Source organism: Dielma fastidiosa, from assembly GCF_000313565.1.
GTDB classification, from domain to species: domain Bacteria; phylum Bacillota_I; class Bacilli_A; order Erysipelotrichales; family Erysipelotrichaceae; genus Dielma; species Dielma fastidiosa.
On record NZ_HE578924.1, the window covers coordinates 218,160 to 240,914 of the forward strand.

At 40.0% G+C, this 22,755-nt stretch carries 22 protein-coding genes; all 22 read right to left on the reverse strand.

Features of this window, described 5'->3' with window-relative positions:
* Window positions 1-13: 13 nt before the first annotated feature.
* Complete coding sequence (locus tag DAHG_RS04560) at window positions 14-1,177, reverse strand: CapA family protein (protein WP_022937148.1); 1,164 nt, start codon at window positions 1,175-1,177, stop codon at window positions 14-16.
* Window positions 1,174-3,396 carry a ribonuclease R gene (gene rnr / locus DAHG_RS04565; RefSeq protein ID WP_022937149.1) on the reverse strand — a complete coding sequence of 741 codons (2,223 nt, stop codon included), beginning with the start codon at window positions 3,394-3,396 and terminating at the stop codon, window positions 1,174-1,176. The genes DAHG_RS04560 and rnr overlap by 4 nt, the downstream gene beginning before the upstream one ends.
* Window positions 3,397-3,445: 49 nt before the next feature.
* On the reverse strand, window positions 3,446-3,667 hold the full coding sequence (gene secG, locus DAHG_RS04570; RefSeq protein WP_022937150.1) for a preprotein translocase subunit SecG: 222 nt from the start codon (window positions 3,665-3,667) through the stop codon (window positions 3,446-3,448).
* Window positions 3,668-3,857: 190 nt separating this feature from the next.
* Window positions 3,858-4,667 (reverse strand): class I SAM-dependent methyltransferase, encoded by an 810-nt coding sequence (locus tag DAHG_RS18790; protein WP_022937151.1) that lies wholly within the window; start codon window positions 4,665-4,667, stop codon window positions 3,858-3,860.
* Window positions 4,668-5,009: 342 nt separating this feature from the next.
* Window positions 5,010-6,308: a phosphopyruvate hydratase gene (eno, locus tag DAHG_RS04580; RefSeq protein ID WP_022937152.1), complete on the reverse strand. Its 1,299-nt coding sequence runs from the start codon at window positions 6,306-6,308 to the stop codon at window positions 5,010-5,012.
* Window positions 6,309-6,373: 65 nt separating this feature from the next.
* Entirely contained in the window at window positions 6,374-6,556 is a 183-nt protein-coding gene (locus DAHG_RS04585) for a LiaF transmembrane domain-containing protein (protein ID WP_022937153.1), read from the reverse strand.
* A 65-nt stretch (window positions 6,557-6,621) separates the two neighbouring features.
* Window positions 6,622-7,083, reverse strand: a complete 462-nt coding sequence (locus DAHG_RS20460) for a hypothetical protein (RefSeq protein ID WP_022937154.1) — start codon at window positions 7,081-7,083, stop codon at window positions 6,622-6,624.
* A gap of 5 nt (window positions 7,084-7,088) precedes the next feature.
* On the reverse strand, window positions 7,089-7,592 hold the full coding sequence (locus DAHG_RS04595) for a CarD family transcriptional regulator (RefSeq protein ID WP_022937155.1): 504 nt from the start codon (window positions 7,590-7,592) through the stop codon (window positions 7,089-7,091).
* A 175-nt stretch (window positions 7,593-7,767) separates the two neighbouring features.
* Complete coding sequence (locus tag DAHG_RS04600) at window positions 7,768-8,424, reverse strand: CBS and ACT domain-containing protein (protein ID WP_022937156.1); 657 nt, start codon at window positions 8,422-8,424, stop codon at window positions 7,768-7,770.
* Window positions 8,425-8,426: 2 nt separating this feature from the next.
* On the reverse strand, window positions 8,427-9,131 hold the full coding sequence (locus DAHG_RS04605; protein ID WP_026880814.1) for an ABC transporter ATP-binding protein: 705 nt from the start codon (window positions 9,129-9,131) through the stop codon (window positions 8,427-8,429).
* A gap of 7 nt (window positions 9,132-9,138) precedes the next feature.
* A complete protein-coding gene (locus DAHG_RS04610) occupies window positions 9,139-9,915 on the reverse strand; it encodes an ABC transporter ATP-binding protein (RefSeq protein WP_022937158.1) in 777 nt (258 codons plus the stop codon).
* Entirely contained in the window at window positions 9,912-10,871 is a 960-nt protein-coding gene (locus DAHG_RS04615) for a branched-chain amino acid ABC transporter permease (RefSeq protein WP_022937159.1), read from the reverse strand. The genes DAHG_RS04610 and DAHG_RS04615 overlap by 4 nt, the downstream gene beginning before the upstream one ends.
* Before the next feature lie 4 nt (window positions 10,872-10,875).
* Window positions 10,876-11,754, reverse strand: coding sequence for a branched-chain amino acid ABC transporter permease (locus DAHG_RS04620; protein ID WP_022937160.1), 879 nt, complete (start codon window positions 11,752-11,754; stop codon window positions 10,876-10,878).
* 81 nt (window positions 11,755-11,835) lie between these two features.
* Window positions 11,836-13,038 (reverse strand): ABC transporter substrate-binding protein, encoded by a 1,203-nt coding sequence (locus DAHG_RS04625; RefSeq protein WP_022937161.1) that lies wholly within the window; start codon window positions 13,036-13,038, stop codon window positions 11,836-11,838.
* Between the two features lie 232 nt (window positions 13,039-13,270).
* A complete protein-coding gene (locus DAHG_RS04630; protein ID WP_022937162.1) occupies window positions 13,271-17,671 on the reverse strand; it encodes an S-layer homology domain-containing protein in 4,401 nt (1,466 codons plus the stop codon).
* Between the two features lie 400 nt (window positions 17,672-18,071).
* A complete protein-coding gene (gene tpiA / locus DAHG_RS04635; protein WP_022937163.1) occupies window positions 18,072-18,815 on the reverse strand; it encodes a triose-phosphate isomerase in 744 nt (247 codons plus the stop codon).
* Between the two features lie 2 nt (window positions 18,816-18,817).
* Window positions 18,818-20,014, reverse strand: coding sequence for a phosphoglycerate kinase (locus tag DAHG_RS04640; protein ID WP_022937164.1), 1,197 nt, complete (start codon window positions 20,012-20,014; stop codon window positions 18,818-18,820).
* Between the two features lie 116 nt (window positions 20,015-20,130).
* Window positions 20,131-21,189, reverse strand: coding sequence for a type IV pilus twitching motility protein PilT (locus tag DAHG_RS04645; RefSeq protein WP_022937165.1), 1,059 nt, complete (start codon window positions 21,187-21,189; stop codon window positions 20,131-20,133).
* 1 nt (window position 21,190) lies between these two features.
* Window positions 21,191-21,616 carry a hypothetical protein gene (locus DAHG_RS04650; protein WP_022937166.1) on the reverse strand — a complete coding sequence of 142 codons (426 nt, stop codon included), beginning with the start codon at window positions 21,614-21,616 and terminating at the stop codon, window positions 21,191-21,193.
* Window positions 21,613-21,981 carry a hypothetical protein gene (locus DAHG_RS04655; RefSeq protein WP_022937167.1) on the reverse strand — a complete coding sequence of 123 codons (369 nt, stop codon included), beginning with the start codon at window positions 21,979-21,981 and terminating at the stop codon, window positions 21,613-21,615. Before DAHG_RS04655 ends, DAHG_RS04650 begins: the two co-directional genes overlap by 4 nt.
* A 1-nt stretch (window position 21,982) precedes the next feature.
* Entirely contained in the window at window positions 21,983-22,453 is a 471-nt protein-coding gene (locus DAHG_RS04660; RefSeq protein ID WP_022937168.1) for a DUF4860 domain-containing protein, read from the reverse strand.
* On the reverse strand, window positions 22,453-22,755 hold the full coding sequence (locus DAHG_RS04665; RefSeq protein ID WP_022937169.1) for a hypothetical protein: 303 nt from the start codon (window positions 22,753-22,755) through the stop codon (window positions 22,453-22,455). The genes DAHG_RS04660 and DAHG_RS04665 overlap by 1 nt, the downstream gene beginning before the upstream one ends.

The following is a 22,755-nucleotide window of genomic DNA, read 5'->3' on the forward strand; positions in this document are numbered from 1 at the left end:
CTCTCAACTCCTTTTAATAAATAATTTCGAACTGATCATTCATGATCTCATTCACAGCATCTATGAACAGCTGACGGGTTATCGTCTGTCCTGCATAGCCATTTAAACCATGCTGGGAAGCCAGTTCATCTGTATAATCTTTTAATAAATAAGACTTAAACTTGGTAAAAACCGGTTCAAAATGCGTGACTGTCGGATAGAATTTCACATTTTCAATGCTGATTGCACCTGTCTCACCATTTTTTCTGATTGACCAGGATGCCATACCGCCCAGCATATTTAAATCACCATCCTGAGCCGACATAAAATTTCCCAGTGAATAAATCACCAGCGTCTGATTGCCATTCTTACCTTCAACCCACTCCATTGGCTGAATGACATGCGGATGCTCACCAATCACCACAGCAACCCCTAGATCAGCAAGCAGCTGTGCGAAATATCTTTGCTCCTCACTGGGTATCGTAGAATATTCGATTCCCCAATGCATAGAAACAAGAATCGCGTCACATTTGCCCTGCAGAGCCTCAACATCCTCACGAAGCCGCTCTTCACTGTAAATATTCACTAAATAATCTTTACCCTCAGGCAAGGGTATGCCATTGGTACCATAAGTATAACCTAAAACACCAAATTTTACACCATTTCTTTCGATGAATTTATCCTGATAACGCTCCTCTTCAGTCCGATTCAAACCCGTTGTTACAATTTCAGGATACTGTTCCCAAAAATTTTCAGAACTGATGATACCTTCCTCGAATTTATCCATTGAATGATTGCTGCTGGAGGCAATCCAGTCAAAGCCGGTATTAACCAGCGCCGTACCAATCTCCTGCGGTGAGTTAAACATCGGATAATGACTTAATCCCAGCTCAGTGCCGCCCAATATCGTTTCCTGATTGATATAAGCAACATCAGCCGCCTGTACATAGGGCTTGATTTCCTCATACAGTTCATCAAATTCATAGCCCTGATGCCGAACCTCAGAATCATAATAAATAGCGCCATGAATCAGATTGTCCCCTACCGCTATAAAATCAACAACACGATCAGGCTTTGGTTCTGCTATTGGTGTTTCTGCCTCAGGTTCCTTTATTTCAGGAACATCTATGGGTTCCTCAGCCTTGCTGCAGCCACTCAGCATCAAGAACGCTGAAAGAATTACAATAAGCTTCTTCATTTCCGCTTCCTCTTTTCAAATTCCTTCTTACTCTTCTTAGGCTTATGCTCCGGCTTTTTCAGCTTCTTATCTTTTTTATCCTTGCTCTTTTTATCCTTATCTTTTTTGCTCTTTATACCCTTTTCATTTACCAGCTGAAAATCAACCTGCTTTTTAAAACGGGAAGCATCAAGAACCTTCACCATGACCGGCATCCCCATTTTCAAAACCGTACCGCTGCCGCGGCCGATCAATGAACGGCTATCCTCATCATAATCATAATGATCTTCAAGGTTGGAGACATGAACCAAGCCCTCAATCGTATTTGCTAATTCCACAAAGATCCCAAACTTAGTCACACTGCTGATGATACCTGGATATTCTTCACCGATATGCTTTTCCATGTACTCAGCTTTCTTCATATCATCAACATCACGTTCTGCCATGACCGCATTAACTTCCGTGTCACTGCACTGAATCGCCGCTTTTTCCACCCATTTTTCATCCTTCTCCATAATACCGGCATCCGTTAAACCGTTAATGTAATACTTTCTCAGCATACGATGAACGATCAAATCCGGATAACGGCGGATTGGTGAAGTAAAGTGCGTATAGTCATTCAATGCCAAACCAAAATGTCCGATTGGTTTAGCATCATAGCGTGCCTTAGCCATGCAGCGCAAAAGATATACAGACAATACAGGATATTCAGGAGTATTCTTAGCATCCTCCAGCATCTGCTGACACTGCTTAGGCCGCAAATTCATTACATTGCCTTTAAACTTATAACCCATGATATTAGCAATTTTCACAAAATCACGCATTTTCTTAGGTTCCGGCTGTTCATGAATTCTATAAACAGACGGTATTTCCATCCATTTCACATGAGCGGCTACACACTCATTAGCCTGAATCATGAAATCTTCAATAATCCGCTCAGCGATACCCCTCTCACGCAATACTACGTCAATCGGTTTTCCCTGTTCATCAAGGATCACCTTTCCCTCACGGGTATCAAAATCAATGGCTCCCAGACCTTCACGGCGGGTACGGATAATCTGACTTAAAGCCAGCATATCTTTTACCATTTCAAGCAGGTGCGGATATTGAGCGCAAGTTTCTTCATCACCATCGATAATTTTATTGACTGCGGTATAAGTCATACGCTCCGTAGTCTTAATAATCGAAGGATAAATTTTATATGAAATTATTGTACCGCTAGTATCAATATTCATATCACATGTCATCGCACAGCGTTCAACCTTAGGATTTAAGGAACAAATACCATTTGATAAATAATGCGGCAGCATCGGCACTACCCGATCCGCGACATAAACCGAAGTTCCGCGCTGATAGGCTTCTGCATTGATTTCACTGCCTTCTCTGACATAATAGCTGACATCGGCAATATGCACACTCAAACGATAACCGTTTTCTATTTTACTCACACTTACCGCATCATCAAGATCCCTAGCATCCTCGCCGTCAATCGTAATAATCAGCTCATCAGTACAATCTACACGGCCAGCCTTATCCTTTTCCTGAACACTTTCCGGTATATTCTTTAATTCATCCAGCACCGCCTGCGGGAATTCCGGTTCAATGTTATGCTCCAGCAGTACCGACAAGATATCCACGCCTGGATCATACTTGTAGCCGATGACCCGTTCAATTTTGGCTTTTAAAGTTTTGCCATATTTCGTAATAACAACCAATACCTTGGAATCATTAACAACCTTAAAATCCTCCATATTCGTAATCGTAAACGTATGATCATTAAAATTACTGTCCGGCAGAAAATACTTTCGGCCATCACGAACTTTAATCGTACCGATGACATTTTTTGTATTCCTTTCAAGAATACGCACTACCACAGCTTCGCTGCTGCCATCAGGAAAAGATTTTGTCTGAGCAAAAACAACATCATTATTTAAAGCAAGATTCATGCTTTCCCGATTAACATACCAGCTTCCCTCATCCGTGTCAATAAAGCCAAACCCTTTTGGATTGACCTTTAATACACCCTTGACATAGCCAAGCTCCTCTGCCAGAAAATAACGGTTACGCGCATCCCGGACAAATACGCACTCATCCTCCAATTCATTCAGAGCCTTCATTAATTCTTTAAATTGATTGGCTCCCTGTATATTTAATAATTCCTGATACTTGTCAACACTTATCCCTTTATTCCGATACTTACTGCTGGACATCATATCCAGACATAATTGCTTAATATCCATAAGCTCACCTTCTTTCCTTGATAAAAATAAAAAAGACCATGGTCGGTCTTTATTTAATACTCATTACTATTACAATAATGAAGAACAGAATTCCAGCAACCATTGTCATGTTGGAAATCACTTTTTCCGGTCCTCTTTCTTTTACATTTGAGAAGAGGTTCAACCCCTCAGCGCCTGTAAATGCTCCAGACAAACCATCGTTCTTACCACTTTGCATTAAAGAGAGAATTATTAATACGACCGATACAATCATTAATAAAATGTCTAACATAATAAGCCCTCCTTTCCTACGTACTTTTTAAGTATACCAATATTAATTAAAAATTGCAACACATACCGGTAGATTATATCAAAACTTCTCTATATTTACAAGCAATTTTTAACAATCAGGCTGAAACAGCAAGGAAAAGCCTTATTATCTACTTATTATATATCCATTAAAACGCATAATACCTAAATTTTTATGAACGAAGCTGAAAATAATAAATACGATAAAGTTTATCAGCCCAGCTATTGGCATAAAATAAGCGAAATGCCCATTTTGTTAAGCCGGATAGTTTATCTGACCATTGCTTTTCTGTAAAGGAGCGGATGGCTGTACAGCCTATACCGTCAGTCAGGCTCTCAAATACGTTTGGATCATCCATCCCCCAGCGGATCACAGCCCCCATTGCATTCACTGGATTCTTATATTTAGACCACCATACCGCTGACTTCGAGTAAGCATCAAATACATAGTCAGCTCTCTTAAACTTTTGCTTTAAAGCTAAAATCAGGGCTTTGTTTTCTTCTTCACTCAGATACATCGTTAATCCTTCAGCCACAATCAGCACAAAGCTTTGATCACTGATTTGAATCTGATTCAGCCACTCGAAAGACAGCACCGATGATGCAATCATATGATAACGCTCATCCTCCTGATAATAATTCTTACGCACAGCAATCACATCTGTAAGATCCAAATTATACCATTGCTCATAATCACCACTCACACGCAGACAGCGGGCATCTAAGCCGCAGCCAAGCGTAATGATGATCGCATGCTCATGAGTTTGGATAAAGGTTCTGACATACTCATCTAAAATCGCTGCTCTGATACCCATGTATATTGTAAGAAATCTGGACTTAAACACATGGTCAAAATCATAGTCAACACTGCTGACAATTTCAGCCGCCTTTTCATCTTCTAAAATATCACCATATTGATGTACTTCCGCCTTACTATATAATGGAATAAACAACGTTTCACTTTCCTTTGTCAGTTTTTTCATCACTTTTCAATCCCTTCGGCTAACCGCTTATTATTATCTTCAGTATAGCATTAAAACAATGCAAACGCACCCATCCATCTCCTTTATGACAATTCTGAAATTAAAAAACATCAGCTTGCGTTAATATATGCAGGCAGAGCATATAATCTCATTAAAAAATGGCGGCAATACGCAAAAATTCTACGAGTTCAATTGTATTGACATGCATACAGCAGATTCATTTATCACCATTTTTAGAACTATTTTTTAAATAAATACTGCTGCTTTATGCCTGAGAATGCAATTTCTTATATAAAAAATCCACGTTTTATGAGAACGTGGATTCATTTATGATTAAATCAACTATTTAGCAATGTTATAGAATGCTGTTTTGCCAGATGGGAATTCAGCTGAAGCACCTAATTCGTCTTCAATTCTGATTAACTCATTGTATTTAGCAATACGGTCTGTTCTTGACATTGAACCAGTCTTAATTTGACCTGCATTGAATGCAACTGCGATATGAGAAATCGTAGTATCTTCAGTTTCACCTGAACGGTGAGAAACAACTGCAGTATAACCAGCTTCTTTAGCCATTTGCATAGCATCGAAAGTTTCTGTCAATGTACCGATTTGGTTAACTTTGATCAGGATAGAGTTAGCAGTATTTGTTTCAATACCTTCTTTTAAGATAGCAGGGTTAGTTACGAACAGGTCATCACCAACTAATTGAACTTTGTCGCCTAATTCAGCAGTCAGTTTTCTCCAGCCGTCCCAATCTCTTTCACCTAAGCCGTCTTCGATAGAAATAATTGGATACTTAGCAACAATGTCTTTGTACCAAGCGATCATTTCATCAGTAGTCTTGTTGCCTTGACCTGATTTCTTTAATTCATACATCTTAGTTTCAGTGTTGTAGAATTCAGAAGCAGCAACGTCCATTGCGATCATGAAGTCTTCACCAGGTTTGTAACCAGCAGCATTGATAGCTTCCATGATTACTTCCAGAGGTTCTTCATTGCTTCCTAAGTTAGGAGCATATCCGCCTTCATCACCAACAGCAGTGATGTGACCTTTAGCTTTTAATACTTTTTTCAGATTGTGGAATACTTCAGCACCCATTCTTACGGCTTCCTTGATTGAACCAGCACCAACCGGCATAATCATGAATTCCTGGAAGTCAACTGAAGAATCAGCATGGCTGCCGCCGTTTAATACGTTCATCATAGGTAAAGGAAGTTTCTTACCGTTGAAGCCGCCTAAATATCTGTATAAAGGCATGCCATAGTAATCAGCAGCTGCATGTGCGCAAGCCAGTGATACACCTAAGATTGCATTAGCACCTAATTTAGATTTATCTTTAGTACCATCCAATTCGATCATCTTGTTGTCAATAGCAACTTGATCAGTAACATCCATACCGATTACTTCTTCAGCAATAATGTCATTAACGTTGGCAACAGCCTTTAATACACCTTTGCCTAAGAAGCGTGATTTATCACCATCACGTAATTCAAGAGCTTCACGTTCACCAGTTGAAGCACCAGACGGAACCATTGCGCGTCCAAAAGCACCAGATTCAGTAGTTACTTCTACTTCGATAGTAGGATTACCACGTGAGTCTAAAATTTCGCGAGCGTAAACATCAATAATAGTTGACATAAATATAAGTCCTCCTTGATCATTTTTACACAAGAAGTATACCACAGTTTTATCTATAAATAAAGCTATTTATGCTTCTTAATTTGCTTATTCTTAAGTAAATAAAAGCCGAAAATAACAAGGATCGCAGGCCAATATTGAATAAAGGCAAAAGAAAGCGTATACACGATTTGTTCCAAGTCAAAATTCGGTTTCAGCAGCAGGATAAAGCCCGTACTGATTAAAATAATTCCGATGCGACGGCGCATAATTTTCACTCCTTATACATAGTATAGAGGCAATGATTTAAAAATGCTGTCGATATAAGGATCGTTTACCAATCATCGCTGGTAACTTTTTCACCGATATAAGCTTCTATGGATGAAAACGGAAGATTCAGCAGATAAGCCGCTTCACCGTGAAAATAGTTAGCTGCCTGTTTTGCATATGCTTCCTCATAGGGCTGCAGACGCTGATCCTGACCATGCAGATAGGCTGTTTTAATCACTCTGATCCATTCCAGCTCATCATACTTGTCCATCGCCTGCTGATAAAATTCTTTTCTTACCTTTTCATTCGGTGCCTGAATTACCGTAATAAAACCGACACGGTCAATCATTTCGATTATTTTATCCTTTGAGCATATTTTTCTTACGATATCCGAAGCCTTCAGCTCAGCAAGTGTACCATCGCTGACGCATTGAAAACGGCCTTCATTTGTCTTAAACCAGATACCGCCCTCGCGATGAACGACTGCCTCAGCTGCCAACAGATTCTGGAATTGCTTTTCTGTCATATCGGTTAGGCTGCCTCAATCTGTTTTAAAATAAACGGCAGTACCTGATCGCGGTCAATGTGCAGAACATAGGCAAATTCTTCATATAGAATTTTCTCCGCTTCCGCAAAGATTTGTTCATCCGCATTATGCAGCTTTCTGCCCTTTTGCTGCTGCTCCTGCTGATGCAGATATAAGGTTTTAATCAAGCTGATTAATTCAGTCCGATCACTGCCCTTTAAAATGTTCCGGTACTTCTCTTTACGCAGATTATCATTATCAATCCAGATCAATGCTTTATCCGGCATTGTACGAATCAATCTGTAAATTTCATCAGATGACAAAGCCTTACGCATTTTAGCCATTGCTTTTTCATTATGAACAGGAACTGAAATCACCGCATTTTCATTATAAACCGGTTTCAGAATATAGTATTCATTCACTTCACCATTTATTTTTTTGGTTGTAATATCGGTTATTTTACAAACTCCCTGTGCGCTGTATAATACAAGATCATCTACTCTATACATACCTTCACCTCTTTCTTTTACTGCTGCTCAACCTGCTTTAAATAAAAAGCGTGCAGCATGCTCTAACTGGACTTACGTTCCGCAAAGCAAACTACACGTTGAGTTCTCTATTAGTATACCACAAATCAGCGAAAAATGCATGTCCATCAAGCAAAAAAGCGGATTTAACCGCTTTTTACTTATTTCTGATGATGGATTTAACCTTGAAATTATTAGCTTCAAGATCCTTTGCTAATTCATCCGTTTCCATCAGATTAGTCCGCAGTACAACTTCGCACTTTGGATCATCCGCATGATCACGGTAAACGCCGAGATGGGAGATGTTCGCGTTGTTATTGACAAATATTTTGGAGATAGTTCCAATCACACCGATGCCATCTTCCACCTCAACCGCAACACGGCTGCCTTTTTCATTATAACCAAGCAGATCCAAAAATGCTTTAAATAAATCATTCTGAGTCAGAATGCCGACAATTTTATCATCATCGCTTACAACCGGCAAACAGCCGATATCATATTTCAGCATTAATAAAGCCGCTTCTTCAAGCAGATTATCCTCATGAATCGTAATCAAATCCTTTAATTTTATCATTACCGTCTTTACCGGTGTTTTATTCAGCAGATAATTCAATTCAAAAATACTTAAGCTTGTAGCACCGTTGGCACCCTTGGAAGAGATCAGACTCTTGGTAACCAAACCGGCTAACTTGCCGTTTTCAATTACCGGCAGACGATGAAGATTTTTTTCAGTCATTGTATCTGCAGCTTCTGACATAGTGGCATTCACATCAACTACGATTGGATTTCTAGTCATTCTATCTTTTACTATCATAATTAACCTCCCAGATAGGCTTTCTGAATTTCTTCACTCTCTGACAGCTCTTTGCCAGTACCGCTCAGCACGATTTTGCCGGTTTCCATAACATAAGCCCGATGTGCTACGGATAATGCCATACGCGCGTTTTGTTCGATCAGCAAGACCGTTGTACCTTTTTTATTAATATCCTCAACAATATTGAAGATTTCCTTAACCAGAATCGGTGCCAGACCCATGCTTGGCTCATCCAGCAGCAAAATCTTCGGCTTAGCCATTAAAGCACGGCCCATTGCCAGCATCTGCTGTTCACCCCCAGACAAGGTCGAGGCATCTTGATTGCTGCGTTGCTTCAGGATTGGAAAGCGCTCATAGACATCTTCTATATCCGCTTTTATTCCTTCTTTATCCTTACGCAGATAGGCACCCATGATTAAATTCTCATAGACGCTCATGCCAGGAAAGATGCGGCGTCCCTCAGGAACCTGAGTAATTCCCGCGTTTACAATATCCTTAGCATTCATCTTCGTGATGTTCTTGCCGAGGAAAACAACTTCCCCGCTCGTTTTTTTAATCAATCCGCTGATTGCGTGTAAAAGTGTCGTTTTACCAGCGCCGTTGGCACCAATAAGCGAAACAATCTCACCTTCATTTACTTCAATATCAACATCCTTTAAAGCATGAATAACACCATAATGGACATTTAAACCCTTTATCTCAAGCATAGCCATATTAAATCTCCTCCCCCAGATAAGCTTCAATTACGCGAGGGTTGTTTTTAATTTCTTCAGGATTGCCATGAGCAATCAGCTTGCCATAGTCCAGAACATAGATACGTTCACAGATAGTCATAACCAAGGACATATCATGTTCAATCAGAATAACGGTTAAATTAAAATCCTCTTTGATTTTATGAATCAATTCTGTCAATTCAGCAGTTTCCTGCGGATTCATACCGGCAGCCGGTTCATCCAGGAATAAGATTTTAGGTGAGGTTGCCAGCGCACGGGCAATTTCAAGACGGCGCTGTTCGCCATAAGGCAGATTCTTAGCCAGTTCATCCTTTTTATCATATAGATGAACTACCTTCAGCAATTCCTCAGCCTCGCGCTGAACACGCTCTTCCTCAGCATAGAATTTAGGCAGACGAAGAATCGCCGCCGCGGTGCCATATTTAATATTTTTATGCATCGCAATCTTTACATTATCCAAAACGCTTTGACTTTTAAACAGACGGATATTCTGAAATGTACGGGCTAGGCCCATCGCTGTTACAACATAAGGCTTTAAGCCGCCGATACTTTTCATGTTACCATCAACATTCAATTCAATTTTACCGCTGCTTGGTTCATAAACACCTGTTAATAGGTTAAACAATGTCGTTTTACCAGCGCCGTTAGGACCAATCAAACCAATTAATTCTCGTTCATTTAGTTCCATGTTAACATTGGATACCGCGCATAGACCACCAAAATTTTTAGTCAGTCCGCTCACTTTTAAAACATTCATTTTTTAACCTCCTTTCTCTTCTTAAAGAAATTGCCAATTCCGGAGAAAGTAAATTCTTTGGTGCCCAGCAAGCCGCTAGGTCTGAAGATCATAATGCAGACTAAAGCAATGCCATAAACAATCATCCGCACACTTGAGAAGTTCTGCAGGAATGAATTCAGCAGTCCGATGACAATTGCTGCAATCACTGATCCAGTCATACTGCCCATACCGCCAAATACTACCATTACAAGTATATCAATTGATTTATTAAAGGTAAACATTTCCGGTTTAATTACATAGAAATTACCTGCATACATCGCGCCGGCTATTGAAGCGATCACCGCGCCGATAATAAATGCGTAAACCTTATATTTAGTTGTATTGATACCCATTGCTTCTGATGCGATTTCATCCTCACGCACCGAAATACAGGCACGCCCCGGCGCACTGCGTACAAAGTTGATAATCACAATCAAGCAAAGCATCAGCACTCCATACATAAACGGAAAGTTCAGCATCTTAGGTAATACTAAACCCGCCGCGCCATTTGTGATTTTCATATTCAGCACAACGATACGGATGATTTCACCAAAGCCTAAAGTGGCAATGGCTAAATAGTCACCCTTTAACCGCAGAGTTGGAATCGCTACAATCATCGCTACAATAGCACTGATAATTACACCAATCAGAATTCCCAGCATAAAACCAGTCATTGAAGGCATCTGTTTTACCATAACACCGGCACTATATGCACCGATACACATAAAACCAGCATGACCTAATGAGAACTGTCCGGTAATACCAATGATTAAATTCAATGAGGTGGCCAGAATGATATTAATGATGATCGTTGTGACAACGGTCTGATATACAGAATCAATGATTCCCGCAGACATTAATACACTCAGCAATACATAGGAACCAATCATACTCAGAATCCAGCATAAGTTATATTTATTAAACATTTTTTTCATAAGCTTATACCTTTTCCTTTACATTCTTACCAAGCAGACCTGCCGGCTTAATAATCAGGATAACAATTAAAATGATATATACAACGGCGTCTTTATACAGAGAACCGCCGTAACCGCTGACCAACGCTTCCGCGATACCGATAAAGAAACCGCCGAACATCGCGCCCGGAACAATGCCGATACCGCCAAATACCGCCGCGATAAAAGCTTTTACACCTGGTACCATACCCATTAATGGATTGATGGAATTATAATAAATACCAACTAATACACCTGCCGCGCCGGCAAGTGCTGACCCGATTGCAAAAGTGTAGGATATTGTCGCGTCTACATTAATACCCATTAAACGAGCTGCATCCGCATCAACCGATACCGCGCGCATCGCACGGCCAACCTTTGTCTTCTTAACAATCGTCTGCAGAATCAGCATCAATACGATCGTTGTAACAAAAATATAAATCTGTTGATAAGAAATGCGCAGTCCCGCAAACTGAATGACTTCTGTACTCAGCACATTAGGAAAAGCACGTACATTAGTACCCATAAACCGCTGTGTCATCGCCTCGATGAAATAGGAGACACCAATAGCGGTAATCAGCGCCGCGATTCTAGTCGCATTACGCAGCGGCTTATAAGCGATGCGTTCAATAACTACACCTAAAATAGCGCAGCCAACCATTGCGATAAGCAGTGCCGGAAAGAAACCTACTCCTAGTACCGTAATGGCCATAAATCCGATGTAAGCTCCCAGCATATAAATATCGCCATGAGCAAAGTTGATTAATTTAATAATTCCATAAACCATCGTATATCCTAATGCAATCAGCGCATAGATACTTCCCAGCGACAGTCCGTTGATCAATTGTTGGAAAAATACTGTCATGATTCTACCTCCCTTTAAAATTGGTAAAATAGGAGAAAGATTTCTTTCTCCTATTCAGCGAATTTTCACTTTAAGATGATCTTATTCAGTAGGACTGACAGATACAGCTGTAGATTGAACGCCGTCAACCAGTTCAACAACTAATACTGATTTAATTGGAGTATGTGTTTCATCAAATGTAAAGTCACCAGTAACACCTGAGAAATTAACTTCAGTCAATGCTTTTTGAATTGCTGCAGTATCAGTTGAGCCGGCTGTTTCAATTGCCTGGATCAAAAGATTAGTAGCATCAAAGGCAAGCGCTGCAAACATTGCCGGTTCTTCACCATATTCAGCTTTAAATGCATCGATGAATGCCTGTAATTTATCAGAAGCGCCAACTGTTGTATAAGCAGTTGTAAAGAAAACATCATTCAGTGCAGATGCACCTGCTAATTCTACTAAAGTCGTTGAGTCAAAACCATCAGCACCAATAATTGGAACATTAATGCCCATATCTCTTGCTTGTTTGATGATCAGCCCAGCTTCATTATAATAACCCGGGATGTATAATACGTCAAATTCTTTAGAAGCTAATGTAGTTAAAACAGAAGAGAAATCAGTATCTTTATCCTGATAAGATTCACTGGCTACAATTGTACCGCCAAGTTTTTCAAATTGTTCTGTAAAGGCTTCTTTTAAACCTAAAGCGTAATCACTTGAAGATGAACCATAAATTGCTGCTTTCTGAGCTGACAGGTTATCAACAGCATATTGAGCCATAGCAGCACCCTGATAAGAATCTTCAAAGCAAACACGGAATACATAATCATATACAGCTGATGTAGGATCATCAGGATTAACTAATGTTTGATTATTAGCGGTAGCGCTTGGTGAAATTACCGGCACTTTCGCATCATTCAAAATCGGATAACTAGCTGCAGATGCACCAGAAGTCGCAGGACCTACCACGCCAGCAACGCCGTCTGATACAAGCTTTGTAGACAAGCTGACAGATTCAGTCGGATCTGACTTGTCATCATATTCAACAGCTACATACTTATCACTGCCGGCTGCTTCATTGGCCAATTTGATTGCAAGATGAGAACCCTTGCTTTCAGCTGTGCCATAATCAGCAACATCGCCAGTCAATTCATAGTGCAGACCAATCTTGACTGCATCAGTACCTGCGGTACCGGAATCGTTAGGTGTATCCGGAGTACCGGAACCAGAGTCATTACTGCATGCCGTTAATGTCATTGCGGAAAGGCAGGCAACGGCAAACACTTTCATTAATTTTTTCATATGAACTATCTCCTTTGTCATTTGATAGTTATTAGTATATTACATTTTCAGTTTTTTTCAATAGCTTATTACATCTTTTTACATATTTTTTTGATAATTTTCATGTTTTCATAGCAAGCAGCGTCATTTTTAGTTCTATTTTCGAACATCCATGCTGAAATAATACTTAAAGCCAGTAAAAAGGAAGGGCATAAGTGCTATGACACCTTCCTATAAAAATCTTTTCTGCTTATTATTGTTGGGGGATAATCAAAATTTCGCCTGGATAAATTATGGTTGAAAGTGTTTTTCCATTGCTAACAGCCAATGTATACATATCCACATTATACATTCTTGCGATACTCCAGAAACAATCACCAAATTTAACTGTATATGTCTCTTTATTCTTTTCAGGTGTATCTGCCTGTGGTTTTGAAGCTGATATTACTGTTGCTATACCAAAAATATCAAACTTGTAGTCTTTTCCATCGATGTTCTTAATCTGATTTTTAACAGCAGTCCCGTTTTCAAAGTACATCCACTGACCGGCATCATTTTGAGTCCAGCCCTGATCAAGCGTTCCATTCATTGTCAGCTTAATAAAACGATGAATTATAGCGGATACTTCTGCTCTAGTCACGATTCCCTGCGGATCAAACCTATTCTCTGATTTACCAGCCAGGATACCGGCCATCTGCAGCTGCTTTACTGCATCTGCTGCCTCAGCAGAAATTTTTGAAGCATCCGCGAAGATATTTTCAGCATAGATAGCCGGTAAATTCATTTTCATTGCCTTCGTGTAATTGAATAAGATCAATGCCATTTCTTCACGGGTTATTGCTGAATCAGGAGCAAAGGCAGCTGATGTTTTACCGCTCATTATATCTTTTGTATTTACCCATTCCACATAACCCATGTAATAGGCATCCTTCTTTACATCGGTAAAACTGCTCTTTGTATAACCGCTGATATCCGCATTAGCCATTCTGCCCAATATAGCAGCAAGTGTTCCCCTGCTTACAGCGGCATCAGGACTATAGCTAACATCATTCGTGCCCGCTAATAAACCACGGTTCACCATAAACTGAATGTCATCCTTGGCCCAATGATTTAAGATATCATTAAAGTTAGCCGCTGCATTATAACCCACTCCATATAATGAGAAATGATTGGTAGTGAAACGTAATAGTTTATTTTCTGCATCATATACAGAATTTGCAATTGCCGCCGCATTCCCCACTTCATCAATATAAACAGCAAATACATCACTCGCTTTTTCGCCAGCTTGTGAAGTATACGGTATAGTTACTGAAACCAAGCCAGTACCAAAATCTGACACACGTTTGCTGCCATATGAAGCAGTCAAACTAAATACCGGACGTTCACCAATTAAATGCTTAATACTGGCTGTGAGCTTATTATTATCTTGTTTGACAACAGTAATATTCACATCTGCCTTTGCCTGACGATAAATTTCTTTTATTGCCACTAGATTCATATCTATCTGAATATCCGGATTATCTAATACAAGCACCGTATTCACAATTTTTTTATTAATTATCGTTTCCTGCGTAACCTTAGGTAAATTGACAGTAACACCGCTGCCTGTCAAATTATTGGTATCAACATGTATCACAAGCGAGATACCGCTTTTTGGATCGCCGTTTTCCTTTGCTTCTGCTTCAGCTTGTTTTACAGCATCTTTAATAATCTGTTCAGGGAGTGTAACAATTGTATTGCCGCTCTCGTCAACATTACCTTCCACCTTAATCTCACCTTCTGTAATGGTGCTTGGTGTTTCATCCGTGGATGGTTTGCTTGAAGGTCTGCTGCCGCCGCTTGAAGCAGTATAGGTTCCTGTTTTAATTGCCGCCTTAAAAGTATCAACAGCTGTGTCCAGCGCATCTATTGCATCTTGAACTTCTGATAAAGTTGTCACTGTGTCTATTGCATCCTCAGCTTCACTAATTGCATCAGTGAGTGCCTTCATTTCAGCTGTTGTGACAAACTTAGTACCACTTGAAACCGACGAAGCAGGCTGATTGCTGACAGTTACGTTATTCTTTGCTTGAATTGCTGCGGTAATTGCCGTATCAAGTGCAGTAGTATCGGGTGGAACTGTCACTTTTGCGCTGCCAGATTTACTTGAATCGGCATTTGAGGTGGCTTTTACGGTCAGTGTTGATGCAGTCTCATCTTCTGCGATGGTTAAAAGGCCAGTATTACTGATTGTTGTACCGGATTTCTCGTTGCCGGAAACAGACCAAGTCACTGATAGATCAGAAATATTTATACTACTGACAATAGCATTAAATTGTTGTGTTTTCCCGACATTTACTTTTTTGTCTTTCGGAGAAACAACCACTGAAACAATAGCCGGAGATATTGAATCAGGTATTATGCCCGATACAATACCACCATTGATTACAATTTGACTAGAGGCTGATGCAGTGATTGCAATACCACTAGAAGTTTCTGCGCAAACTGTACCGCCATTGATTGTGATCGTACCACTTCCATTGTTATATATTGCATAACCTGCTCCTGACACTGCGACTTTGCCGGCATTGATTTTGATATCCCCAGTGCCCAAATTCATGATGGCTGCAGATGCACCTATCAATACACCTATTTTATCCATAGAGCTGTCAGTCACTGTAAGACTCGCATTATTTTCTAATTGTATCGTACCAAAGACAGCATTGCTAGAAACGGTTTTTCCGTTTAAATCAATTGTAAGGGTCTTGCCAGAAATCTTTACGCCAGTGCTACCAAGATCAATGTTTGAATTAATCTTTAACGTATCGCCGGAATTTGCATTTTCTATCGCATCAGCAAGACTAGCGTAAGAATCTTTTATAAGACCTTCACTCGATATAACGTCAACAGCACCAGCAATTTGTTGAGTTGGGAAAACCTTGCCAACTGTACCACTTGTTTTATTATAATAATTATTTAGATTATCATAGGTTACCCCTGTGCCATTTGTATTGAAATATACTGAATAGCCTTGAGGAACTGATGTATTTTCTACTGTACCACCATTTACTTCAAGAATTATTGCCGCTGGTGACGGCACGGCATTAAGATAAATCGCACTGCTGCCATTAGAAGCATTGGTAACTTTTGCCACATCGCTGATAGTTATTTTACCGGCAGAAACATTATAGATTGTATGTTTTATATTGGCTGATACTGTACCGCCGCTGATATTAACCGTACCAAGAGATCTATTGTAAATTGCATAACCAGCACTCGCTGATACTGTACCACTTGATATTTTAATATTGCCATCTGTTGAATTAAGAATTACAGTACCCTTCAAAGCCGAAATAATGCCGCCGCTGATTTCTACTGAACCTGAAGAATAATTAGCGATTGTATAACTACTGATTCCATCTGTCGTAATTACTTCCCCGCCGGATATTTTAATACTTCCGTTGGAGTGGTTATAAATCGCGCTAGTTGGATTACCCTTTGATTCAACCTTGCCGCCTGTAACAGTGACTTTGCCATCAGCATAATTATAGATTGCAGTTGGCCCCATCGTAGAAAGATTTTCTACTGTACCGCCATTTACTTCAATTTCACCATCATCATAATTATAGACCGCTATGCCTTCATATTGAGCATTTGATGACACTATACCTCCATTAATTATTATAGTGCCAGTGCTGCTGTTGTAAATAACTCTGCTGCTGTCGCCTGTTGCTTCTAATGTACCACCCTCTATTAAAATTGTACCTGAACCTCCATTATAAACAGCCTGCCCTGAAGCTCCGGTTGAAGTTATTTTTCCGCCAGTGGCTGTATCAGTGATAGTTAGCGTTGAATCAGCAGAAAATGTGATTGCATTACCCCTGCTCTGAGAGATCGTATGTCCATTTAGATTAATAATCAATGGTTTGTTAATTACAATACTTGTATTCCCAAGATCAATATCTTGCGTAAGCTTTAACGTATCTCCATCATTTGCTGATGAAATTACTGATTGAAATCCCTCAGCATTATTAACTTCAATTTCATTCTCGTTCAATATTACCGGACGCGTACCAGTAATTGCTTCATTCAGCGAAGTAACAGCCATAAGCAGATCGCTGTGTTCCTCACTAAATTGCTTTGCTTCTTCCTCACTTAAAGCTTCAAAGGCTGTCATAGCTGCATCAATTTGTTTGAGTATAACATTAATTTCTTCCTCTGACGTTATCTCTGCAATACTTTCACTTGCAGGCAATGCCATGAAGTGTGATACCGCAGTTTCATAAGCTGTTGATACTGTATTTAAACCATTTTCAGTATTTTCTAAGGGATTAATACCCCCCCCCCGATTAGATTCGGCTAACTCTGCTTCTGAAGTGTTATCTTGGTCTAAAGGCAGTTCCTCTTGATTAGCTAATACCGTTGGCGTCAGACTCAAACACATACAGAGACTTAATGCTGCTGCCGTTAAACGATAGCTTCTTCGATTGATAATCGATATCTCCTCCCTTTCTTTAATTAAAAAGCTTTCCCTTAATTTTTTCTGAATTCCCTGAACATAAGTGTATAGGGTATTTCCACAACATACTAAAAACAACACAATGACAGCCATAAAACGCAGCCGCTTATGCCGCTGTCCAAAGCTGATAAACATATCTACTATTTTTTCAAACATATCAGAGCCTCCTCACAGAATAGTTTTTTAAGGATTTACGCCTTTTTGCAAGGGTGTGAAAAATCATTCAGCACTAACAGAAACCATCAACAATCAGTGAACAATGCTACTCTAACCCCTCCTTTAATCTGAATCAATTTTAATGTTTCACCGCTGTAATTTAATTGCCGGTTCTGCCTGCCGATTATGATATTTACTTTAGATACACCACTTTATGTAAATTTTAACAAAAGACGTATTGTTTAAAAATGAACTCTTCCTAAGTGGGACATTTATCTTCCTAAATAGTTTGGTTAAGAATTATAATAGACTGATTTTACATAAGCTAATCATGTTAAGTGAGCCATTTAAGGCCGCAAAAAAAGGATCATGAGTTTTCACGATCCTTTAAGTATTTCAATTAGCGAGTTTTTTCAATTAATTCTTTAAATGAATCAACCTTTAATGAAGCACCGCCGATTAATGCACCATCGATGTCTTCCATTGCCATGTATTCTTTAATGTTTTCAGGTTTAACTGAACCGCCATATTGAACACGTACTTTAGAAGCACATTCATCGCCATACATTTTAGCTACTTGATCACGCACGATGTGACAGCAGTTTTGAGCGATTTCTTTAGTTGCTGATTTACCTGTGCCGATAGCCCAGATTGGTTCATAAGCAATTACCAGATTTTCTACACATTTAGGGCATAAATCAGCTAAACTGCCAGTTAATTGATCACGGATAACTTTTTCAGTTTCACCAGCATCAAACTGAGCTTCTGTTTCACCGATACAAACGATAGGTGTAATATCAGCTTTGATCAGTCTCTTAGCTTTTTTATTTACTGTTTCATCAGTATCGCCAAACATTTGACGGCGTTCTGAGTGACCGATGATGCAGTATTTAACACCGATTTCTTCCAGCATAGGAACTGAAACTTCACCAGTGAATGCACCATTGTCTTCAAAGTGGCAGTTTTCAGCAGCAACGATTAAGTTTTTAGCTGCTTTGTTAGCGTCGTTCAACGCAAGGAATGAAGTTGCTACACCATATGTAGCGCCATCATGGCAAAAAGGATCAACGGCATTGATGAATTCAACTGCTTCCGCGATTGTTTTATTCATCTTCCAGTTTCCGACAATAATAGGTTTTCTCATAATTAAGCTTCCGCGATTACCGCAATACCCGGTAATTCTTTTCCTTCCATATATTCAAGTGATGCACCGCCGCCAGTAGAGATGTGTGAGAATTTTTCAGCAAATCCCAATTGGATAGCAGCTGCCGCAGAATCACCGCCGCCGATTACAGTTGTAGCGCCAGGTAATTCAGAGATTGCTGTACATACTTCTAATGTACCTTTAGCAAATGGTTTCATTTCAAATACACCCATTGGGCCATTCCATACAACAGTCTTAGCACCAGCCAGTGTTTCTTTATAAAGCGCGATTGTCTTAGGACCGATATCCAGACCCATCATATCTGCAGGGATTGCATCATTATCAGCAACCTTTGTATTTGCATCTTCAGCAAATGCATCTGCGCATACGTGGTCAACTGGCAGAACCAGCTTATCGCCGCCCTTAGCCAAGTATTCTTTTGCTAATTCAATCTTATCTTCTTCAACTAATGATTTACCAACTTCAAGACCCTGAGCCTTTAAGAAAGTATAAGCCATACCGCCGCCGATGATAACTTTATCAGCGATTTTCAGCAGGTTGTCAACAACAGCGATCTTATCAGATACTTTTGCACCGCCGATGATAGCAACGAAAGGATGTACTGGTGTATCAACAGCAGCACCCAGCATTTTAACTTCTTTTTCTACTAAGAAACCTAATGCTGATGGCAGAATTGAAGGAATACCTGCCGTAGACGCATGGGCACGGTGAACTGAACCAAATGCATCTTCAACAAATAAATCACCTAATGAAGCCCAATATTTAGCTAATTCAGGATCATTCTTGCTTTCACCCTTTTCATAACGGGTATTCTGCATCAATACGATTTCGCCGTCTTTCAGATCAGCAACTGCTTTTTCTAATTCTTCACCGCGGGTAACTGGTACAAAAGTAACCTTTGTATCAACTAATTCCGCAAGGCGCTTGCCCACAACTTCCATGTTGTTTTTCTTCTTGTCAGCTTCGCATTTTTCAGGATCTTTATGATCTACTTTGCCTAAGTGAGACATCAAAATGACTCTTGCCTTATTTTCAACTAGATACTTGATTGTAGGTAATGCTTGAACGATTCGGTTGTCGTTTGTAATCACGCCGTCTTTTCTAGGTACGTTGAAATCGACACGAACGATTACGCGTTTGCCTGCAACATCTAAATCTCTTACAGTTCTTTTTGCCATAACAAAAATCCTCCTTAATTTACACGCTTATTATAACACTAACCCACCTACCGAGCAATAAGTAAAATCAATATGTCAATTCAATCACAAGATAATTTAAGTGAAATACCCTTGGATTATTCACCAATCCGCTTTTTCATCTGATCGATATTTTCACAGCAGCGCAGACAGTCCTCAAGACTGATTTTTCCCGCTTTGTAATATTGATATAGATTACTGTCCATCGTACCGCCATTGGCTGTGCCCGCTGATGTCAGAATTGTCTGAATTTGATTAGTACGACCATCACGAATTAAGTTTGCGACTGCTGTATTGATCGGCAGGATTTCAAATACTGGAATGACTCCGCCTTGAAGGCAAGGAATCAGCTGCTGTGAGATGATTGCCTTTAAGGACATGGAAAGCTGAACCCGTATCTGTGCTTGCTGCTGAGGCGGAAATACATCAATGATGCGGTCAATGGCATTAACAGCTCCAAAGGTATGCAAAGTCGAGAAGATCAAATGTCCGGTCTCCGCTGCTGTCATCGCGTTTTTAATCGTTTCATAATCACGCATTTCACCAAGCAGAATCACATCTGGAGCCTGCCTCATAGCCGCTGCCAATGCTGAAGCGTAATTGCCTGTATCAACACCGATTTCACGCTGACTGACAAGGCTTTTTTTATGATGATGCAAATATTCAATAGGATCTTCAAGGGTGATGATGTGACCGCTGCGCTGAGCATTGATAGCATCAATCATACAAGCTAAGGTTGTCGATTTGCCGCTGCCAGCGGTTCCTGTAATCAGCACCAGTCCCTTATGCAGCTGAGTAAGCTCCATAACTCGCTCAGGGATACCTATTTCACGATAATCTGGTAAGTTATATCGAATGACACGAATAACCAAAGCCTGTGAACCACGCTGCAGATAAGCATTAATGCGGAAACGAGCCAAATTTGATAAGGAAAAGGAAAAATCATCCTCCTGCTTTTCAAATAATAGATTAAGGTTACGGTCTGCCAACTGATACACTGTTTTAACTAATTCCGAACAATCCGATGCTTTCAGCAATTCATCACTGTATATAACCATTTGTTCACTGATTTTTAATCTGATTTGTGAACCGGCTACACAGAAAATATCCGAAGCTCCCTGATTAACAGCCGCTGTTAAAATATCAATAAGTTCCATATTAATTCTCTCCTTGCCAAAGCGGATAATCCTGATCCAGCTCTTCATCCTTAACGATGACCTGCCAGCCGATGATCCGTTTATCTGTAAGCTCCATTTTGACTTGTGCCTTCAACAGCCGTGACGCGTCAATATCGATATAATATGTCAAGCTTTCATCATCAGCCTGACACTCAATTCCCTGATTCTGCAGCAGACCGCATGCCTCTGGCAGCGCTTGAGTTTCTTTGATGATTTGCTGATACAGCTCAGACGCCTTGGCATCAGCCGCGTAGTAAGCACTGATGGATGCCGCGTAACGCTGACTCATACGCTGATCACTGACAGCATTCAGATAAGCCGACATCGCCAATACATCTAAAATCAAAATTGTAAATACCAACAGCAGACATGAACTGCCAACAAGGGTAATGCGATGCTTTTTCATAACCGTCCCCCTGTCTCCATTGAATAAATTAATTCAGCTTCCTCATGAGTCAGCCGATATACCGATAAAGACAAGACATGCTCACGCTGTGAACTAATATCCAGCCGATACACTGCATCATCGGCATCGCATGGCTGCCAGCCTGCATCATAATAAAGATGCGGTTCAGTTAACTCATCGCTGATTCTTAATAGCTCTGCCTGTTGTTGGGCTGCATTTACCGCTGACTGCAATTCCTGACTCTGCTTCTCAACTTGTGAGGCACGGAGAAACAGTGAAACGGCCATCAATGAACCAGCCATAAAAAATAAGATACAAATGAGCAGCTCCATCAGCTGCAGATGTTCACGCAGGAATTTTCGCATCTCATTCACCTGCCCTTAAATATTTAGTCATTGTCTGCACATTCTGATCCGCGGTTTCATAATAAATAATCACCGATGACTCAGATAATTCAAAAGACAGCTGACTGCACGCCAGCAAAGGCTGTCCGTCATCAAGACTTACTTCAATATCAGCTGCCGCATATATTTCATAAAGCATGCCGTCTTTGCTATAAATATATGTCGCTGTTTCAAAATCTCCTTCAACACTTGTCAGCTTGAGTACGCTGCATTGATCAATATTTAAAACAGTAACTCCCTTTTCAACATCATTTTCCCTTAATTTATTATTAATATAAGAAAATACATTCATTGTATTTAAATCATTCTGTCTGTTTTTCTGCAGCTGCTGATATGCCTGAGCGCTTAACGCAACCATCATACACGCGCACACCGCAAAAAGGCAATACAAAAGCAGAGACATAAACTGTGTACTGGTTCGCTGCTTTTTCATTATTGTGCCTCCCGGTCAATCACGGTAATATCCGGCATCATATTTGAGGCAAATATTTCATAAAAAACAGTATAAGCCTCATGATCATAATAAATGCCATATGTTTCACACAAATAATCCAGAGACGGCGGAAATCTTCCTTCTACCGCATAACAGTGGATTGCCGCGTCATTTAGTGAATGAATCAGATTTTGCTTACTCTCAGCTTTCTGCTGCTTAGAAAACATGTTAAATTCAAATCCAAATAAACCAATGATTAAACATGCGGAAGCAACAGCCAGCATCACTCTTTTAGAAAACAT

What these genes read in the sequence shown, in the direction of transcription:
- DAHG_RS04595 (WP_022937155.1), bottom strand. Translation starts at nt 7,592, where the DNA reads ATGTATAGAGTAGATGATCTTGTATTATACAGCGCACAGGGAGTTTGT.
- DAHG_RS04600 (WP_022937156.1), bottom strand. Translation starts at nt 8,424, where the DNA reads ATGATAGTAAAAGATAGAATGACTAGAAATCCAATCGTAGTTGATGTG.
- DAHG_RS04640 (WP_022937164.1), bottom strand. Translation starts at nt 20,014, where the DNA reads ATGGCAAAAAGAACTGTAAGAGATTTAGATGTTGCAGGCAAACGCGTA.
- DAHG_RS04655 (WP_022937167.1), bottom strand. Translation starts at nt 21,981, where the DNA reads ATGCGAAAATTCCTGCGTGAACATCTGCAGCTGATGGAGCTGCTCATT.
- DAHG_RS04610 (WP_022937158.1), bottom strand. Translation starts at nt 9,915, where the DNA reads ATGAATGTTTTAAAAGTGAGCGGACTGACTAAAAATTTTGGTGGTCTA.
- DAHG_RS04650 (WP_022937166.1), bottom strand. Translation starts at nt 21,616, where the DNA reads ATGAAAAAGCATCGCATTACCCTTGTTGGCAGTTCATGTCTGCTGTTG.
- DAHG_RS04645 (WP_022937165.1), bottom strand. Translation starts at nt 21,189, where the DNA reads ATGGAACTTATTGATATTTTAACAGCGGCTGTTAATCAGGGAGCTTCG.
- DAHG_RS04585 (WP_022937153.1), bottom strand. Translation starts at nt 6,556, where the DNA reads ATGCGCCGTCGCATCGGAATTATTTTAATCAGTACGGGCTTTATCCTG.
- eno (WP_022937152.1), bottom strand. Translation starts at nt 6,308, where the DNA reads ATGTCAACTATTATTGATGTTTACGCTCGCGAAATTTTAGACTCACGT.
- DAHG_RS04660 (WP_022937168.1), bottom strand. Translation starts at nt 22,453, where the DNA reads ATGAAAAAGCAGCGAACCAGTACACAGTTTATGTCTCTGCTTTTGTAT.
- DAHG_RS04605 (WP_026880814.1), bottom strand. Translation starts at nt 9,131, where the DNA reads ATGCTTGAGATAAAGGGTTTAAATGTCCATTATGGTGTTATTCATGCT.
- DAHG_RS04625 (WP_022937161.1), bottom strand. Translation starts at nt 13,038, where the DNA reads ATGAAAAAATTAATGAAAGTGTTTGCCGTTGCCTGCCTTTCCGCAATG.
- DAHG_RS20460 (WP_022937154.1), bottom strand. Translation starts at nt 7,083, where the DNA reads ATGACAGAAAAGCAATTCCAGAATCTGTTGGCAGCTGAGGCAGTCGTT.
- DAHG_RS04665 (WP_022937169.1), bottom strand. Translation starts at nt 22,755, where the DNA reads ATGTTTTCTAAAAGAGTGATGCTGGCTGTTGCTTCCGCATGTTTAATC.
- tpiA (WP_022937163.1), bottom strand. Translation starts at nt 18,815, where the DNA reads ATGAGAAAACCTATTATTGTCGGAAACTGGAAGATGAATAAAACAATC.
- DAHG_RS04620 (WP_022937160.1), bottom strand. Translation starts at nt 11,754, where the DNA reads ATGACAGTATTTTTCCAACAATTGATCAACGGACTGTCGCTGGGAAGT.
- secG (WP_022937150.1), bottom strand. Translation starts at nt 3,667, where the DNA reads ATGTTAGACATTTTATTAATGATTGTATCGGTCGTATTAATAATTCTC.
- rnr (WP_022937149.1), bottom strand. Translation starts at nt 3,396, where the DNA reads ATGGATATTAAGCAATTATGTCTGGATATGATGTCCAGCAGTAAGTAT.
- DAHG_RS04630 (WP_022937162.1), bottom strand. Translation starts at nt 17,671, where the DNA reads ATGTTTGAAAAAATAGTAGATATGTTTATCAGCTTTGGACAGCGGCAT.
- DAHG_RS18790 (WP_022937151.1), bottom strand. Translation starts at nt 4,667, where the DNA reads ATGAAAAAACTGACAAAGGAAAGTGAAACGTTGTTTATTCCATTATAT.
- DAHG_RS04560 (WP_022937148.1), bottom strand. Translation starts at nt 1,177, where the DNA reads ATGAAGAAGCTTATTGTAATTCTTTCAGCGTTCTTGATGCTGAGTGGC.
- DAHG_RS04615 (WP_022937159.1), bottom strand. Translation starts at nt 10,871, where the DNA reads ATGAAAAAAATGTTTAATAAATATAACTTATGCTGGATTCTGAGTATG.